At 36.0% G+C, this 17,601-nt stretch carries 12 protein-coding genes; 7 read left to right on the top strand and 5 right to left on the bottom strand.

Annotated features, from left to right (window positions below):
• Nucleotides 1–192 precede the first annotated feature (192 nt).
• Together LNP23_RS06375 and dnaE are read right to left on the bottom strand one after the other, a co-directional pair.
• A complete protein-coding gene (locus LNP23_RS06375) occupies nt 193–1,113 on the bottom strand; it encodes an outer membrane beta-barrel protein (RefSeq protein WP_047777659.1) in 921 nt (306 codons plus the stop codon).
• A gap of 177 nt (nt 1,114–1,290) precedes the next feature.
• Nucleotides 1,291–5,829: a DNA polymerase III subunit alpha gene (gene dnaE / locus LNP23_RS06370; RefSeq protein ID WP_047777658.1), complete on the bottom strand. Its 4,539-nt coding sequence runs from the start codon at nt 5,827–5,829 to the stop codon at nt 1,291–1,293.
• Between the two features lie 741 nt (nt 5,830–6,570).
• Between dnaE and LNP23_RS06365 the strand changes: the two genes are divergently transcribed.
• From LNP23_RS06365 to LNP23_RS06355, 3 genes are read left to right on the top strand one after another with little or no spacing between them, the layout of a single operon-like run.
• On the top strand, nt 6,571–6,846 hold the full coding sequence (locus tag LNP23_RS06365; RefSeq protein WP_047777656.1) for a hypothetical protein: 276 nt from the start codon (nt 6,571–6,573) through the stop codon (nt 6,844–6,846).
• Between the two features lie 41 nt (nt 6,847–6,887).
• On the top strand, nt 6,888–7,673 hold the full coding sequence (locus LNP23_RS06360) for a GLPGLI family protein (RefSeq protein ID WP_230004306.1): 786 nt from the start codon (nt 6,888–6,890) through the stop codon (nt 7,671–7,673).
• 6 nt (nt 7,674–7,679) lie between these two features.
• The gene (locus LNP23_RS06355; protein WP_230004305.1) at nt 7,680–10,301 is read left to right on the top strand and encodes a carboxypeptidase-like regulatory domain-containing protein; all 2,622 of its coding nucleotides are present in this window, start codon (nt 7,680–7,682) and stop codon (nt 10,299–10,301) included.
• Between the two features lie 20 nt (nt 10,302–10,321).
• Here the strand turns inward: LNP23_RS06355 and LNP23_RS06350 are convergent, their stop codons facing one another.
• Nucleotides 10,322–10,741, bottom strand: coding sequence for a DUF417 family protein (locus tag LNP23_RS06350; protein WP_230004304.1), 420 nt, complete (start codon nt 10,739–10,741; stop codon nt 10,322–10,324).
• Nucleotides 10,742–11,328: 587 nt separating this feature from the next.
• Between LNP23_RS06350 and leuC the strand changes: the two genes are divergently transcribed.
• The 4 genes from leuC (at nt 11,329) to leuB (ending at nt 16,331) form a co-directional block, all read left to right on the top strand.
• Entirely contained in the window at nt 11,329–12,723 is a 1,395-nt protein-coding gene (gene leuC, locus LNP23_RS06345; RefSeq protein ID WP_230004303.1) for a 3-isopropylmalate dehydratase large subunit, read from the top strand.
• A 166-nt stretch (nt 12,724–12,889) separates the two neighbouring features.
• Nucleotides 12,890–13,486: a 3-isopropylmalate dehydratase small subunit gene (gene leuD / locus LNP23_RS06340; RefSeq protein ID WP_230004302.1), complete on the top strand. Its 597-nt coding sequence runs from the start codon at nt 12,890–12,892 to the stop codon at nt 13,484–13,486.
• 124 nt (nt 13,487–13,610) lie between these two features.
• A complete protein-coding gene (locus tag LNP23_RS06335) occupies nt 13,611–15,131 on the top strand; it encodes an alpha-isopropylmalate synthase regulatory domain-containing protein (RefSeq protein ID WP_047777647.1) in 1,521 nt (506 codons plus the stop codon).
• A 135-nt stretch (nt 15,132–15,266) separates the two neighbouring features.
• A complete protein-coding gene (gene leuB, locus LNP23_RS06330; protein ID WP_047777645.1) occupies nt 15,267–16,331 on the top strand; it encodes a 3-isopropylmalate dehydrogenase in 1,065 nt (354 codons plus the stop codon).
• A 120-nt stretch (nt 16,332–16,451) separates the two neighbouring features.
• Here the strand turns inward: leuB and rbp are convergent, their stop codons facing one another.
• Together rbp and LNP23_RS06320 are read right to left on the bottom strand one after the other, a co-directional pair.
• Nucleotides 16,452–16,805, bottom strand: coding sequence for an RNA-binding regulator (gene rbp, locus LNP23_RS06325; protein ID WP_047777643.1), 354 nt, complete (start codon nt 16,803–16,805; stop codon nt 16,452–16,454).
• A 146-nt stretch (nt 16,806–16,951) separates the two neighbouring features.
• Nucleotides 16,952–17,428, bottom strand: a complete 477-nt coding sequence (locus LNP23_RS06320; RefSeq protein WP_230004301.1) for a DUF6252 domain-containing protein — start codon at nt 17,426–17,428, stop codon at nt 16,952–16,954.
• Between the last annotated feature and the right edge of the window lie 173 nt (nt 17,429–17,601).

Raw genomic sequence — 17,601 nt, 5'->3', positions numbered from 1 at the left:
GACGAAGGAGAAATCACATCAGAAATTCCACATAGAAAATCGCCAATCTTTGTCGAGTTACGAGTGTGATTTCTCCTTCGTCGAAAGGACAAAAAAAAGGGCCAAAAATTGAAATTTCACCCCTAACAAACAAAAAGAGGATACTCAAAATTGAATATCCTCTTTTTTCTAAAAACTAAAATTGCTATAAAATTATAGGCTGTATTTAAGACCTAAAGTCAAACCTAAACCACTAATTCCAACATAAGAGCTTAATTCATCCATCGGTTTATCTTTATTAACACCATTTGGATTAGTTAAAGCATTATTAGAATTAACATCTAAACGATCTTGATAATTTGTATGAATTTGAGCTGTTGTTCTAGTTGCTAAAGCATCCTGTCCATTTTGAGTAAACTTAGTAGTTTCTTTTGTTTTTCCGTGAACAGTAAAGTTACGGTATTCTAGTTCTGCAAAAGCAGAAATATGTTTTCCTAATTTGTAAGAAGTCCCTAAAGCAGCAGTAAATCCTATTGTTGGATTTGGTTTTACCTTATCAACACTATGAACAGCAACTGTCGCTGGATTAGCAACACCAGTTGGAACAACCGCATCAGTAGTGATTTCTAAATCTCCGTGAATTGGTACCAAAACCCCAACTTTAGTATACGGTTCAAAACCATGAGATTCTCCTAAAAACATAACAAGTGCTGGAGCAACATCAAAAGCAGTAATTTGACCTACCGATTTAAAATTATAAATTGGTTTTCCTCCTGATACGAAAATAGCATCAGTCGTCGTTTGTGCCATCTTTTTATCAGTACTTGAGTAATAATTAACTCCTAACTCAACTCCCAAACGTACTGAAAAACGATATCCTGCTGTAATTCCTGTTCTAAATCCTTGTCCAAAAGAACCTGTAATACTTTCTTCAGACACTAATTTCCCTCCTGCATAAGTTCTATTTAACGCATCATTTCCTCCTACTGTTGGAAATTCTGTCGAAGCTGTTTGATTAAAGTATGACCCTCCTAATTTAAAATACCAGCTTTCCGGTTTCTCTGCTTTTTCTGTTTGCGCCATTGTGGCCATAGAGCAAACTAATAATCCTAATAGAAATAGGTTCTTTTTCATAATTTTGTTTTAATTAATTTATACAAACTTAAATTATTTTAACATAATTCACGAGTTTGCATGGTTAGACTTGGAACGAAATCGTTGTAATTTTGGGCAATATTACTAAAAAACTATTATGCATGCATAATTTTAACTAAAAAAAAATGCATTCTTTTAAATTTTAACTGTTAAAATTTAGTTCAGCTTAAAATTAATCTGCATTTTTTCTAATTCCTCTAATAGTTCTGTCGAAATCTTAACCTTTAGTCTACGGCTTGGCATGGTTAATTTGGTCACCACTTTTATTTCTTCGACCTCATTTACTTCCTGAATTTTGGTTGCTTCAATTGCATTTTCCTCACCATCGTTCTCCTCTTCAAAAACAGCGTCTTCTGTTTCTTCAAAATCTGTTGGTGTTTCTACCTCAACCAATCGCTTCACCTTTTCTAATTCCATGATTTCAAAAGTCACCGAGTTATCGCCTTTATTTTCATTAAATAAATGACTCAATTTATGAATGAACTCGGTTTGCAAGTCTTTAATATTTAATAACAAAATCAATTTTTTAGCAAATGTCTCCAAAATATCCTGCAGCTGTCTCACCTCAACAAACTGCATCCTTGGATCCGTTTTTTTACCGGTATCTCTGTTTACCCAACCGTCTTTAATTAAGATTTTCAAATAAACGAATTGGTTGTTGTATAAGAAATGGTAGAATTTTAGGTATTCCTCTCCAAAAATTTTAAACTCAAAACTTTCATCATATCCCTCTAAGGTGAAAATTGCCCAATCCTTACCATTTTTAGCCGTTCTCCTTTGAAAATTACTAACAATACCGGCAAAGTTTAAACTCTTACCGACGTAAAGTTCCATGCTTTTTAAAGCTTCTAATCGGGCATTACAGAAATATTTCATTTCGAATCTAAAATCATCCAGTGGATGACCCGAAATATAAATTCCAACGACTTCTTTTTCTCTTGAAAGTTTCTCCATTGTACTCCAGTCTTCACAAGGAGGTACAATAGGCTCTGCGATTTGCACTTCACTTGTTTCTCCAAACAAACTCACTTGCGATGAATTTTCGTTTTCCTGAAACTTCGATCCGTAACGTATCGCTTTTTCATAAAACGTAATTCCATCTCCGTCATCATGAAAATACTGCGCTCTTGTAGTCCCTTCAAACGAATCAAAACCACCGGCAAGAGCCAGATTTTCGATCGCTTTTTTATTGGCTGCACGCAAATCAATTCGTTTGGCCAAATCAAAAATAGACTTATACTTCCCGTCTTTTCTGGTTTCAACAATCGTTTCTACTGCTCCCGAACCTACTCCTTTGATCGCACCCATTCCAAAACGAACAGCGTAATCATCATTTACTGTAAATTTATAGTACGACTCATTCACGTCTGGACCTAATACTGCCAATCCCATACGTTTACATTCTTCCATAAAAAAGGATACCTGTTTGATATCATTCATATTGTTCGAAAGAACCGCTGCCATATATTCTGCCGGATAATGTGCTTTTAAGTAAGCCGTTTGATACGCAATCCAGGCATAACAAGTCGAGTGGGATTTGTTGAAGGCGTAACTCGCAAAAGCCTCCCAGTCTTTCCAGATTTTCTCCAAAACCTTTGCATCATGTCCTTTTTTTGCAGCTTGTTCTACAAATTTAGGTTTCATTTTATCCAGTACGTCCTTTTGTTTCTTACCCATCGCTTTACGCAAAACGTCGGCCTCACCTTTTGTAAAATCGGCCAATGATTGCGACAAAAGCATTACCTGCTCCTGATAAACTGTAATTCCGTAAGTCTCCCCTAAATATTCTTCACAGGCATCTAAATCGTATTTAATTTCTTCTTCCCCGTTTTTTCTTCGAACGAAAGAAGGAATATACTCTAACGGTCCCGGACGATATAAAGCATTCATGGCAATTAAATCTCCAAACACCGTCGGTTTCAGTTCTTTCATGTATTTCTGCATCCCGGGCGACTCGTATTGGAAGATTCCAACGGTTTCTCCTCTTTGGAAAAGCTCATAAGTCGGAGCGTCATCAATAGGAAATTCATCGGGATTTAGATCGATTCCGTTTCTGTATTTTACCAGTTTAACGGTATCTTTTATCAGCGTAAGGGTCTTCAGACCCAAGAAGTCCATTTTAAGCAATCCGGCACTTTCTGCGACCGAGTTGTCAAACTGAGTTACATATAAATCCGAATCTTTTGCGGTTGTAACCGGAACGAAATTGGTAATATCCGATGGCGTAATGATTACACCACAGGCATGGATACCTGTATTTCGCATCGATCCTTCCAGAATTTTTGCTTGTTGAATGGTTTCACCCGCCAAATCATCTTCATTAGCAATAGCGATTAATTCCTTTACATTATCAAATTCATCCGAACGAAGTGCTTTTTTAATATCGTCTTCACTTTCAGAAATAAAACGCGCCAAATTCCATTTTGACGGCATCATTCCCGGAATCAATTTTGCAATTCTATCAGCTTCAAATAGTGGTAAATCCAGTACACGAGCCGTATCACGAATCGCAGATTTAGTCGCCATTTTACCATAGGTAATAATTTGCGCTACCTGATTTTTACCATATTTATTGATTACATAATCCATAACACGACCACGACCCTCGTCATCAAAATCGATATCAATATCGGGCATGGATACACGATCCGGATTCAGGAAACGCTCAAAAAGCAGATCGTACTTAATCGGGTCAATGTTGGTAATTCCTAAACAATAAGCTACTGCAGAACCCGCCGCAGATCCACGACCGGGACCTACCGAAACATCCATGTTTCTGGCTTCGGCGATAAAATCCTGACAAATCAAAAAGTAACCCGGATATCCGGAATTCGAAATCGTCAACAACTCAAAGTCCAGACGTTCCTGAATCGATTCGGTAATTTCACCGTATCGCCTTTTTGCCCCCGTCATGGTAAGATGACGCAAATATTTATTTTCACCGCGAACACCACCGTCAGCCTCGTCTTCTACCACTAAAAATTCCTCGGGAATATCAAATTTCGGAAGCAATACATCGCGATAAAGTGAGTAAATCTCCACCTTGTCGACAATTTCCTGAATGTTGATAATCGCATCAGGCAAATCAGAAAAGAGCTTTTTCATCTCTTCTTGCGACTTGTAATAGTATTCCTGATTCGGTAATCCGTAGCGGTAACCTCGGCCACGACCAATTGGTGTTGCTTGTTTTTCACCATCTTTTACACACAACAAAATATCGTGTGCATTGGCATCTTCCTTATTTAAATAGTAGGTATTGTTTGTCGCAATTAACTTGACATTGTGTTTCTGTGAAAATTCAATCAGGGTTTTGTTCACACGATTTTCATCTTCCTGATTGTGGCGCATAACTTCAAGATAAAAATCATCCCCAAATTGCTCTTTCCACCAAATCAAGGCTTCTTCGGCCTGATTTTCACCGACATTCAGAATTTTACTCTGAATCTCTCCGTATAAATTCCCGGACAACACCATAATGTCTTCCTTGTAGTACTCGATAATTTTTCGATCGACTCTGGGAACATAATAGAATCCGTCGGTAAACGCAATCGAAGACATTTTAGCCAGATTGTGATAACCTTTTTTGTTTTTGGCTAATAATACAATCTGATTACCGTTGTCTTTTTTACTTTTATCTAAATGATTGTCGCAGACATTAAATTCACATCCGACAATTGGCTTAATTTCCATTTCTGTTGGCTCTTCACCAGCATCAACCAAAGCTTTATTTTTACCGGAAGCCGCTTTATTATGATTCATCACCGCACTCACAAAGTGGAAGGCTCCCATCATGTTTCCAGTATCTGTCATCGCAACCGCCGGCATACCATTTTTGGCCGTAGCCGCAACAATATTACCAATACCTATAGTAGATTGTAAAACCGAAAACTGTGTATGATTGTGTAAATGCGAATATTTCGCTGCTATAAAATCTTGTTGATCAGACTCCGAAACAACAGTTTCTTTTCCATCGGATTCTAAGGCTCGCAACTGTTCTCTGATTTTATCAGACGCTGCTTTTAAATTGATGTGTTTTAGACCAATAAGTTTGATCGGCTGCGGGTTTTTATTTTGAAATTCTCCAAAATAATCCTTCGGTACATCTAATTCTTCTTTGGTAAAAACCTCTCTTCTGATTAACTCCAGGAAACAACGCGTAGTTGCCTCAACATCGGCAGTTGCGTTGTGCGCTTCCGCGAAAGGCTTATCAAAAAGATAACTGTGTAATTCTGTAAGAGTTGGTAATTTGAATTTTCCACCTCTACCTCCCGGAAGCTGTAATAAGGAGGCCGTAACTTCGGTACAGGTATCTAAAACAGGCATAGAACTCATTGGAGAGTCCACGCCCATTCTATGAAATTCAGCACCCATAATATTAACGTCAAAACCCAAATTCTGACCTACAATATATTTGGTTTTACTTAAAGCGATATTGAATTTCTCCAAAACTTCGGCAAGCGTAATTCCATCGGCTTCTGCTAATTCTGTAGAAATTCCGTGAATACGTTCTGCGTCATACGGGATATTAAATCCGTCAGGTTTTACCAGATAGTCCTGATGTTCTATCAGTTTCCCCATATCGTCATGCAACTGCCAGGCAATTTGTATACAGCGAGGCCAGTTATCAGAATCGGTTATTGGAGCATCCCAACGTTTTGGTAATCCAGTAGTTTCAGTATCGAATATTAAATACATAGGTTTAAAAGACAAAAATTAAACCCCCAAATTCAAAACTTCATCATTCATAAAACACTGATTTCATGAACCATAAAGAACTTTAAATTAAAAAATGGAGGAAGTTCAAATTTAGTCTTTTTTAGGCTATTGACGAAATACATTTTATCAACATCAGGATTTTTCCCGACATTCTCTTTTTTGAGCAAAATCCTATCGGGATTGCTATTTTTTTCCAAAATAAAACCTGTTAATTTTTCATTAATTTCAATCCTTTTCTGCGAATCAGCTGCGTTTTATGCTGTTACCCCCTATTAATTAAACTGAAAAAACCAGAAAACGATGAAAACAATATTCACATTAGTCCTCACAGTTCTTACGTCTGTTGGTGCTTTCGCAAACAACGACTCAAAAAACATTATTAAACCTTTCGCAATCAAAAAATAATGCACTAGAAACAATTTTAGAATCAAATTCCATAATGGCAGATGAAGCAACTTTAATCGCTATTGATTGCAGAGATAGCAACCTTTATTACGTACATTGTCATTATTACTCCCCTGAAACACTAGCAGAAATACTTAAGGAGGCTTGCCGATAAAGCCACATAAGTTTTTTGTTAATTGTACTACTATTCCTCCGTAATTATACGTGATTAAAAAAAAACCTGTTAAATTTTTAATTTTTATATGGTTTTATTCTATAAATTAGCCTGCTTTATGCTGTTAAAATTTTATTAATTTAACCAAAAACCTAAAAATTATGAAAACAATATTCACATTAGCCATTACAGTTCTTATGTCTGTTGGAGTTTTCGCAAATAGCAGCTCAAAAAACATAAATCCAGAAGTAAATAAGGAAATCAACAAATCCTTTGTAATCGAAAATAAAATTGTTGAACCCGTTTTAGAATCAAACCCATTAATCCAAGTATACGATGTAACTGTTGATTGTGGTGACGGAACCGGCTGGGCATTTACTTGTGACGGATGTTCCATTGGACAAATAGTAGATTTAGCTTTAGAACTTTGTAGCTAAAATCTAAAAACAACAGCATAAAGCATTATAAAATGATACTTATGAAAAAACTACTACTCCTCACAGTATTTACAATTTACACCTACTCTTATGCTCAAAACAAAGGAATTGTGTATTATGGGCACATCGAAAGTCCGGGCAAGGGAGGTCCTAATGGCTTAGATTTTAACTCTTACCTTATTTTTGACCAAAACCAGTCCTATTATGTTAGCGCCAAAGATTCTCTGGAAAATGAATCTAATATTGAAAATCAAAAGAAAAAAAAGGCAGAAGGGGAAATCAAACAGATTTACCTCGGGAAACATACCTTAGAACAAGGGAAACAGGTATATTACGACAGAGCCAAAGATAGTTTGTGGTGGAATAAAAAATATTCTAATGAGATTTACGGAAAAGAAAAGCGTGTAGCAATAGAATGGAAAATTGACCCTGAAACGAAAAAAATTGGAAATCTTCTTTGCAATAAAGCAACCGGGCATTTTAGAGGACGGGATTACACCGTCTGGTTTACCAAAGAGATTCCTGTTCCGTTTGGGCCTTGGAAACTGCAGGGATTACCCGGATTAATACTCGAAGCTTATGACACCAAGAAGGAATTATACATCTATTTCAAATCACTAGAATACCCGTCGAAAAATGTATCTGTTCCGAAAATTAAGCCCATCAATCAAGGCACTCCTACCAATTGGGTCTCAATTGACGAGTATAAAATGATTTTAGAAAAATTGATAGAAAAAAACAAAAACAAGGCTATTTTATTAGGGAAAGAACATGGTGTTACGATAAAAGCAGCTGGAATGAATGATATTAGCACCGAAATATTCTGAAATTAAATGCTAAAACTATTCTCTTTTATTTTTTTCATCCCTTTTATTGCATTTTCCCAAAATATTAAAATATCGGGAACTATAAAAGACAAACAGAACAGAAGCGTCGAAAGGGCTTCTGTTGTTATTTTAGACAACTCTGGAAATATTCTATTCTATACTTTTGCTAATGAAGATGGAAACTATACTCTTCAATTAAAAAAACCAGCCAGCGGAATTGTAAGTATAGAAATTTCTTGCTTAGGCTTTGCTAAAAACACAAACGTAATTGATCTCAGCACAAAGACCGAAATAAATCACTCTGTTTCTCTGGAATCCCAACAAGAAAGTTTGAAGGAAGTCGTAATAGAATCGCACAAAAAAGTAAGAATCAATCAGGATACGACCACTATAAAGGCGAGCGCTTTTTCTAACCAAACAGAGCAAACAATAGAAGACATTTTAAAAAAATTACCCGGTATCGAAGTCCAAAAAGACGGCTCTATAAAAGCCCATGGAAAACCTATTGATAAATTACTTGTTGAAGGAGAAGATTTGTTTGATAAGAACTACACCTTACTGTCCAAAAATCTGGATGCAAAAACACTTGATGAAGTTCAAATAATAGAAGCATTTGAAGATAATCCCATTTTCAAAAAAATGAATAATTCGGATAAAGTTGCGTTGAATCTGAAGTTAAAAAAAGACAAGCAAAATATCTGGTTCGGCAACATAACGGCCGGAGCAGGCATAATTTCTGAAAACCGATGGAAAGAAGGTATTAATCTCGGACTATTAAAAAAGAAGATCAAAATCTTTTACTTGGCGGACTACAACAATTCAGGCGAAAAAGCAACTTCACTTATAAAAGAATCCAGTATAAATCTTGATTTTTTTGGAGCAGACCGAATCGAAAAAAAGGCAAGAAAACAATACGTTATCAACAGTAATGAAAACAGTTCTTTCAGTAAATCTCAAAGCGTCTTTAACAAAGCACTATTTAATTCTTTAAGTTTTACCACAAAACTTAAACCTTCCTTAACCCTTCGTGGGGTTGGCTATTTTACTAATGACCATCAAATTCAGCATTCTTTTTCAGAAACAATTTACAACATAGACCCACAACCTATAATCAACTCCGAAGCCAATCACTATTCCGGCAAAAAAACACTTTCATCAGGAGAAATTGAACTTAAATATTCAGGGAATGAAGACAATTATCTCACCAACTTATTTATTTACAAGAACAATCCTGATGTTATAAATTCAAATCTCTTATTTAATAGTGAGCAAATCAATCAGAATTCTAAAAACAGCAATTATACTTTTTACAATCATCTTAACCACAGTTACAGCTTATCGAATCAAACAATATTAAACAATTATATTTATTTGGGAAGCGATTATTTGAATGAGAAAAACAGATTAAAATCTCCCTTTTTAAATGAATTCTTCAAAATAGATCCGGAAGCTCAGATTGACCAAAAGGGGGATACTAAAAACCAGTATTTTGGAATCAAAAGTAAACTGATTTCGAAGTACAAAAAACTAGAATCTGTTCTTGCTTTTCAATACGAAAAAAGCAAAGAATCAATCGTTTCAGATTTTCTTATCGACCAAAAACAAAAGACAGACTACCAGGTAGACACAAACACAAATCAAACCATATTTTCTTTCGATGCGGGAATCCGGTACAATTTTACTTCTGAAACAGATTTTACAGCTAATCTGAAATATGTTCAAAATAATTTTGCACGCAATATTTCTCAGCAACATTTTCATTTTTTTAATCCTGTATTTTCATTTAATCTAAAAAAAACACGCTTAGGGACATTCCGGTTAAACTATTCCGAAAACAGTTCTCTGCCTGAAATCAATTATCTAAAAACAAACTATTTACTGGCAGACTACCGAACTTTCGAAAAGGGAGTTTCTGATGTTGCACTTTTAAAAAACAAAACCATTTCTTTTTTACACACCTTGTACAAAGATGAAAAGGGATTTTCTGTTAAGACCAATTTAGTCTATACAAAATTGAAGAAAACGCTTAATATCGATAACCTGATTACTCAGAATTTCAACTTCAAAAACTATATCGTTACAAACGGAGGAGAAAATTATAACGCCTCTTTTAGCTTCATTAATTACCTGAAAAAACTAAAATGGGCCACCAAGATAGCCACACAACAAACCTGGAGTAATACTCCGACAAAAGTAAACAACCAAGACTTTACAAACCTAAAAAGTTACAATAGTCAGTATTCCTTTTCAGCAACAAGTTATTATAGCTTAGTCGTAAACTTTGATTTTGGTTTCAATTACAACTACTATCAGACAAATTTCAATAATACACTTACTACCAATACAACCAAAGATGCTTTCATTAACTGTAACTATAAAATTTCAAAAGTATGGTTAGCCGAAGTCAATACGACCTATTATAAAATTAATACTCAAAATTACAGTTTTGTAAACATTATTGCCAACTACACTCCTGAAAACAGCCGCTTTTCTTATCGCCTCCTGTTCAATAATGTAACCAACGAGAACGAATTTACATTGGTTACATTAGATAGTTACACCTCTTATAAAGCTACTATAGATTTAGTTCCCCGGTATTTACTTGCAACAGTAAAATACCGCTTTTAACCCAAATGAGAAACCATTTTTTATTCTTTGCTTTTCGCATAAACCATCAGCGAAATAGCCAAATAAGGAATATCTTTAAGAATAAAAAAGTCCGTAACAGGAAAATTCTCAACCATTTTAAAAACACCCGGCGTTGTAAAAAGAAAACTCAATGTAGTTACAAAAATAACCGCCGATGCCAAACCCGAGTACATCGCTATTTTTTTATTAAAAAAAGACAATGCCAACCCTATTCCTGTAACTACTTCAAATATTCCTATTACGTTCGAAACTTGTTGCACTGACATTACTTTGTACATCCAGCCCATTGCAAAATGATTTTCGACTAAACCTTTTATAGCTCCTGCCTCTACAGCAGTAAACTTAAAAAGCCCAACCCAAAGCAAAATAATAACAGTTCCGAAAACACCAATTCTGTAAGCAATCTGATTTAAATTCATGATTTTATTTATTTTTATTAGAAATATCAAAATTAAGAGCCTTTTCGCGAGGCAAATGTCAGATAGTTGTCATTACACCTAAATTCGTCCTAAACAACCTTAATATCTTTTATTTCCATTCTAAAAAACAAAAATTCACTTTCTTGGATGTCGTAGTATTGGAATCAAAAAAAAACAAATAAAGTCTTTCAAAAATCTTTGTTTTATACCTCAAAAAAGAGCTTTTATCCACGGTTTCAGAAATTCAAAAACAAAATCAAAACTATCAATAATCACTATTTTACAGCATTAAAACCTATAAAATCAGTCATTTTGCATTGAATCTAAGGTAAAATTGCTAATTACAAAAAACTGCAGCAACCTTAAAACTAACCCTCTTTAAAAGAAATACAAAATCAATTTCCACTTCAATTTTGGAATTCAGTTTTACGGAATAAAAGCGAATCTTAATTTGTATTTTAGTTTGGGTATCGTATATAATGCAATATTGAAATTGACTACTTTATATCTTTATTTAATTTTGTTTTCCTATTATAATTACCAAAGAATTGCGGTAGTTATAAAATTACAAATAAAAAAAATAAAAAATGAGTAAGACATTATTTGACAAAGTATGGGATTCACATGTAGTACGTAAAATTGAAGATGGACCGGATGTGTTTTTTATTGACCGTCATTTCATTCACGAAGTTACGAGTCCTGTTGCTTTTTTAGGATTAAAAGCCAGAGGCGTTAAAGTTTTATATCCGGAACGTACTTTTGCAACTGCCGATCACAATACACCAACTATAAACCAACATTTACCGGTTGAAGATGCTTTATCAGCCAATCAGCTTAAAGCGCTTGAAGATAATGCCGCAGAATACGGTATTTCGCACTGGGGATTAGGACATAAAAAAAATGGAATTGTACACGTAGTAGGTCCTGAAAACGGAATTACTTTGCCAGGTGCCACTATCGTTTGCGGAGATTCGCACACCTCTACTCATGGTGCTTTTGGAGCGATTGCTTTCGGTATCGGAACTTCTGAGGTTGAAATGGTACTTTCTACACAATGTATTATGCAGCCTAAGCCAAAGAAAATGCGTATCAACGTAAACGGTGAATTAAGCAAAGGTGTTGGTCCAAAAGATGTTGCTCTTTATATTATTGCACAATTAACCACTTCAGGTGGTACCGGATATTTTGTTGAATATGCCGGTGATGTTTTTGAAAACATGACCATGGAAGGCCGTATGACCGTTTGTAACCTAAGTATCGAAATGGGTGCTCGTGGTGGTATGATTGCCCCCGATCAAAAAACATTTGATTTCCTTGAAGGCAAGCTATACGCTCCAAAAGGCGAAACCTGGGACAATGCAGTTGCTTACTGGAAAACCCTAAAAACGGATGCTGATGCTGTTTTTGATGCTGAACTAAACATCAAAGCTTCAGACATTGAACCTATGATTACTTATGGTACTAACCCGGGAATGGGAATTGGTATCTCTAAACATATTCCGAACGCCAACCAAGTGGAAGGCGGTGAGGAAACCTATAAAAAATCTCTTGCCTACATGGGCTTTCAGGAAGACGATGTTATGATTGGAAAACCAATTGACTATGTTTTCTTAGGAAGTTGCACCAATGGACGTATTGAAGATTTCAGAGCTTTTGCTGAAATTGTAAAAGGAAGAAAAAAAGCAGAAAATGTAACTGCTTGGTTAGTTCCAGGTTCTCACGTTGTAGAAGCTCAAATTAAAGAAGAAGGTATATTGGATATTTTGACAGAAGCCGGTTTCGTGTTACGTCAACCGGGATGTTCTGCCTGTCTGGCAATGAATGATGACAAAGTTCCGGCAGGAAAATACGCAGTGAGTACTTCAAATAGAAATTTCGAAGGCCGTCAAGGTCCGGGTTCAAGAACACTTTTAGCAAGTCCAATTATGGCTGCCGCTGCTGCCGTTACCGGAAAACTAACAGATCCTAGAGAGTTATTTTAGATTGAAGATTTTAGATTTCACTTTGCGAATGGCATTGCTGCTTTAAAATCTAAAACCTTCAAAAAAAACTCACTTACATTATTTAACAGAAAATCATTTTAGCGTTTACGATTTCGTCCTACTTAAGGAAAATCTAAAATCTAAAATCCTAAAATCTAAAATTACAATGGCATACGATAAATTTAATATCCTTACCAGCAGTGCTGTGCCGCTGCCAATTGAAAACGTAGACACCGATCAAATCATACCGGCCCGTTTCTTAAAAGCTACAAAACGAGAAGGCTTTGGAGACAACCTTTTTAGAGATTGGAGATACAATGGAGACGATACTCCGAAAACAGATTTTGTTTTAAACAATGTTACCTACTCAGGGCAAATTTTGGTTGGGGGAAAAAACTTCGGTTCAGGATCTTCCAGAGAACATGCTGCCTGGGCGGTTTATGACTATGGATTCCGTGCTGTAGTTTCCAGTTTCTTCGCTGATATCTTCAAAGGAAACTGTCTTAATATTGGTGTTTTACCTGTACAAGTAAGCCCGGAATTTGCTGAAATTATTTTCAACGCCATCGAAGCCGATCCTAAAACAGCATTGGAAATCAATTTACCCGAACAAACGATTACTTTATTAGCAACAGGTCAAAAAGAATCTTTTGCCATTAACGGATACAAAAAGAACAACATGATCAATGGCTTTGACGACATTGATTACCTGCAAAACATTAGTGAAGATATTGTGGCTTTTGCCGATAAACTTCCATACTAAAAAAATCCAACTCACGCTATTGGGCCCGACTGGTTTTTTGAAATCAGTCGGGTCTTTATAAGTTAGACCAATCAAAACAACACAACTAAATTTTACTTTTAAAAAAGGAATTCCGAAACTGGCTATGAAAAAAAGAAAAATTGAAATAATGGATACGACACTCCGTGATGGCGAACAAACCTCAGGAGTTTCTTTTTCTGCTGCAGAAAAACTAACCATTGCACAATTGTTGTTGGAAGAACTAAATATTGACCGAATCGAAATTGCTTCTGCCCGTGTAAGCGAAGGCGAATTTCAAGGCGTAAAAGGCATTATGTCCTGGGCCGAAGAACGAGGTTATACCAAACGAATAGAAGTTTTGACTTTTGTTGACGGCGGTCTTTCGATTGAATGGATGAAAAAAACAGGAGCCAAAGTTCAAAATCTACTAACCAAAGGCTCTCTGAATCATCTAACCCATCAATTAAAAAAAACACCGGAACAACATTTTTCTGAAATTGCCCAAACCATTACACTTGCCCAAGAAAACAACATAGACACTAACGTTTATCTGGAAGACTGGAGCAACGGCATGCGCAATTCTCCCGAATATGTATTTCAATACTTGGATTTTTTAACACAACAGCCTGTAAAAAGAATTTTACTCCCGGACACTCTTGGCGTATTAATTCCATCACAAGCTTTTGAATTTATTTCAAAAATCACAGCCCGATATCCTAATATCCATTTTGATTTTCACGCTCATAACGATTACGATTTAAGTGTAGCCAATGTTATGGAAGCTATAAAAGGAGGCATTCACGGCCTACATGTTACCGTAAACGGAATGGGAGAACGAGCAGGAAACGCCCCTCTGGAAAGTACCGTCGCAGTAATAAACGATTATATGCCCGAAGTTAGCATTAGCATAAAAGAGACCTCTCTTTATACTGTAAGCAAATTGGTGGAGACTTTTACCGGTTACCGAATTCCTGCCAACAAACCAATTGTCGGCGATAATGTTTTTACACAAACCGCGGGTATTCATGCCGATGGTGACAACAAAAACAACTTATATTTTAATGATTTGCTTCCAGAGCGCTTTGGACGAAAAAGAAAATACGCACTCGGGAAAACTTCAGGAAAAGCTAATATCGAAAAAAACCTGCAGGAATTAGGTTTAAAACTAAACCAGGAAGATTTAAAATTGGTAACACAAAGAATCATCGAATTAGGAGACAAAAAAGAAACCGTTACAAAAGAGGACCTTCCTTATATTATTTCTGATGTTTTAGACAGTCATACTTACGAAGAAAAAATAAAAATCGAGTCCTATATATTAGTACACTCAAAAGGGATGCGTCCGTCAACCACTTTATGCCTGATATTTGACGGGGAGATAATCGAAGAAAACGCACAAGGAGATGGTCAGTTTGATGCCTTTATGAATGCTTTGTCTAAAATTTACAAACAAAAGAAATTAACGCTGCCAAAATTAATCGACTATGCGGTCAGAATTCCCCCGGGAAGTAGTTCTGACGCTTTATGCGAAACCATCATCACCTGGGTAAACAATGGAAAAGAATTCAAAACCAGAGGTCTGGATTCTGATCAAACTGTTGCCGCTATTATTGCCACTCAGAAAATGCTGAATGTGGTTACCTAAGTTGCTAAGGTTCTAAGGCTCTAAGATTCTAAGTTTTAAAATCTTTGAATTTAGATGCTAAGTTCCTCAAAACCCTAAAACTTAGAAACTCAGTCACTCAGAAACTTAGAAACTAAAAAAACAAACAATAAAATAATGAAATTTAACATAGCCCTATTAGCAGGAGACGGAATTGGTCCTGAGGTAATTAATGAAGCCGTAAAAGTATCTGATGCTATTGCAAAAAAATTCAATCACGAAATAACCTGGACACCGGCACTTACAGGCGCCTGTGCCATTGATGCGGTTGGTGTTCCTTATCCTGATGAAACACACGAAATCTGTATGAAAGCAGATGCCGTTTTATTTGGAGCAATCGGACACCCGAAATATGATAACGATCCAAGCGCACCCGTTCGTCCGGAACAAGGTTTATTATTGATGCGTAAAAAACTAGGTTTGTTCGCCAATGTACGTCCAACCTTTACTTTTCCTTCTCTAATTGACAATTCTCCTTTAAAAAGAGAAAGAATCGAAGGAACTGATTTAGTTTTCTTAAGAGAACTTACCGGAGGAATTTACTTTGGCGAAAAAGGAAGAAAAGATGGTGGAGAAACTGCTTTTGACAATTGCGTCTACACCAGAGTTGAAGTACAACGTTTGGCCAAAAAAGGTTTCGAACTAGCCATGACCCGCAGCAAAAAACTGTGTTGTGTGGACAAAGCAAACGTATTAGAAACTTCTCGCTTATGGAGAGAAACCGTACAAGCAATGGAAAAAGACTATCCGGAAGTAACCGTTTCTTACGAGTTTGTTGATGCGGTTGCCATGCGTTTAGTACAATGGCCAAATTCTTATGATGTTTTAATCACCGAAAATTTATTTGGAGATATCTTAACAGACGAAGCTTCTGTAATCTCAGGTTCCATGGGATTAATGCCTTCAGCTTCTGTTGGTACACACACTTCACTTTACGAACCCATCCACGGATCTTATCCACAAGCAACTGGTTTAAATATTGCGAACCCTCTGGCAACGATTTTATCTGCTGCTATGATGTTCGAAGACGCTTTTGGACTAAAAGAAGAAGCGGAAGCTATTAGAGCTGTTGTCAATAAATCGTTGGAACAAGGATTTGTTACAGAAGATTTAGCCCCAAAAGGTGCAAAAACATATAAAACCAGCGAAGTTGGAGATTGGTTGGTTGCGAATTTGTCTTAAAAATAACCGTAGAGACGCACGTAGAGACGCACTGCTGTGCGTCTCTACGGAAGGCACAATACGGCACAAAAAAAAGGCGTCAATAAAAATTGACGCCTTTTGTATATTTAGAAAAAAATATTAATATCCTCCTCTGTTACCACCACGGTCATTTCCACCACCACGGTTGTTTCCGTAACCTCCGCGAGAATCACCTCCACGGTTGTTATTGAAGCTTCTTCTTTCACCTTCAGGTTTCGGTTCAGATTTATTAACAACAATTGCACGTCCTTGAACAGTAGCTCCGTTCAATTCATCAATTGCTTTTTGAGCTTCGCTATCGTTTGGCATCTCAACGAAACCAAATCCTTTGCTTCTTCCAGTGAATTTATCAGTAATGATTTTAACTGAATCAACTGCTCCGTAAGCCTCGAAAGACTCTCTTAAATCTGCTTCCTCAATACTGAATGGAAGGCTTCCAACAAAAATGTTCATATGTACTTATTTATAATAATGTAGCAAATGTAATCTTATTTTTCTCTAATCCACTATATATTAGTTTATTTATGCTTTTATTTTGATTTAAAAAAGTAAAAATCAACCAGAATCAAGCAATGAGAAATCAAATTACAAGCAATGTCTTATTGGACAGGTTCTAGTGGCACTTTGTAAAACACTCCCTCTGTAAAATGGACTTCTGATTTTTCGGTATTATTTTCTTCCGGATTCACCGCACTAAATTTAAAAGTTCCTGAAATCGTGTTGGTTTCCGTATTATATTCCGTAATCACAATCAGCCCGTCCCCAATATTGGTTCCTGTAGAGAATCCTTCTACTTCAGCCGGAAGCGTATTTAAATAGGATGCTTTTGAAATTGCATCAACACCAAGAACATAGTTTTTTTCACCTGAAGAAGCCGTTTGCAGACTCACTTTTTCAAAACCCAATGTTCCTTCAATGACTACTCTCCCATCTGTTCCAATGTGTGCGCTATAACTCTGGGCTCTCCAAAAATCATTATCTTTTAAAGCTTGAAATGCAGGGTTATTGAACTTTATCTCTTCTGTACAAGAGGTGAGTACAAGAAGTAATGAAAGAAAATAAAAATATTTTTTCATACAGAATAATTTAATGCAAAAGTATTTGATTTAAAAGAAATAGCTAAAAAGCAAGCTCAAAAACAACAAAATTTTAAGAATAATACACCTTAAAGACATTTAATATAGTTTTGAACGCACAATTCAGAAAAAAATTATATCTTTGCGCCCTTAATTAATAGGGGTCGAGTACC

The sequence above is a fragment of the Flavobacterium cupriresistens genome (genome assembly GCF_020911925.1).
In the GTDB taxonomy this organism is placed as follows: domain Bacteria; phylum Bacteroidota; class Bacteroidia; order Flavobacteriales; family Flavobacteriaceae; genus Flavobacterium; species Flavobacterium cupriresistens.
Note: the sequence above shows the minus strand (reverse complement) of the source record. Positions and strands in the feature narration are given on the sequence as shown.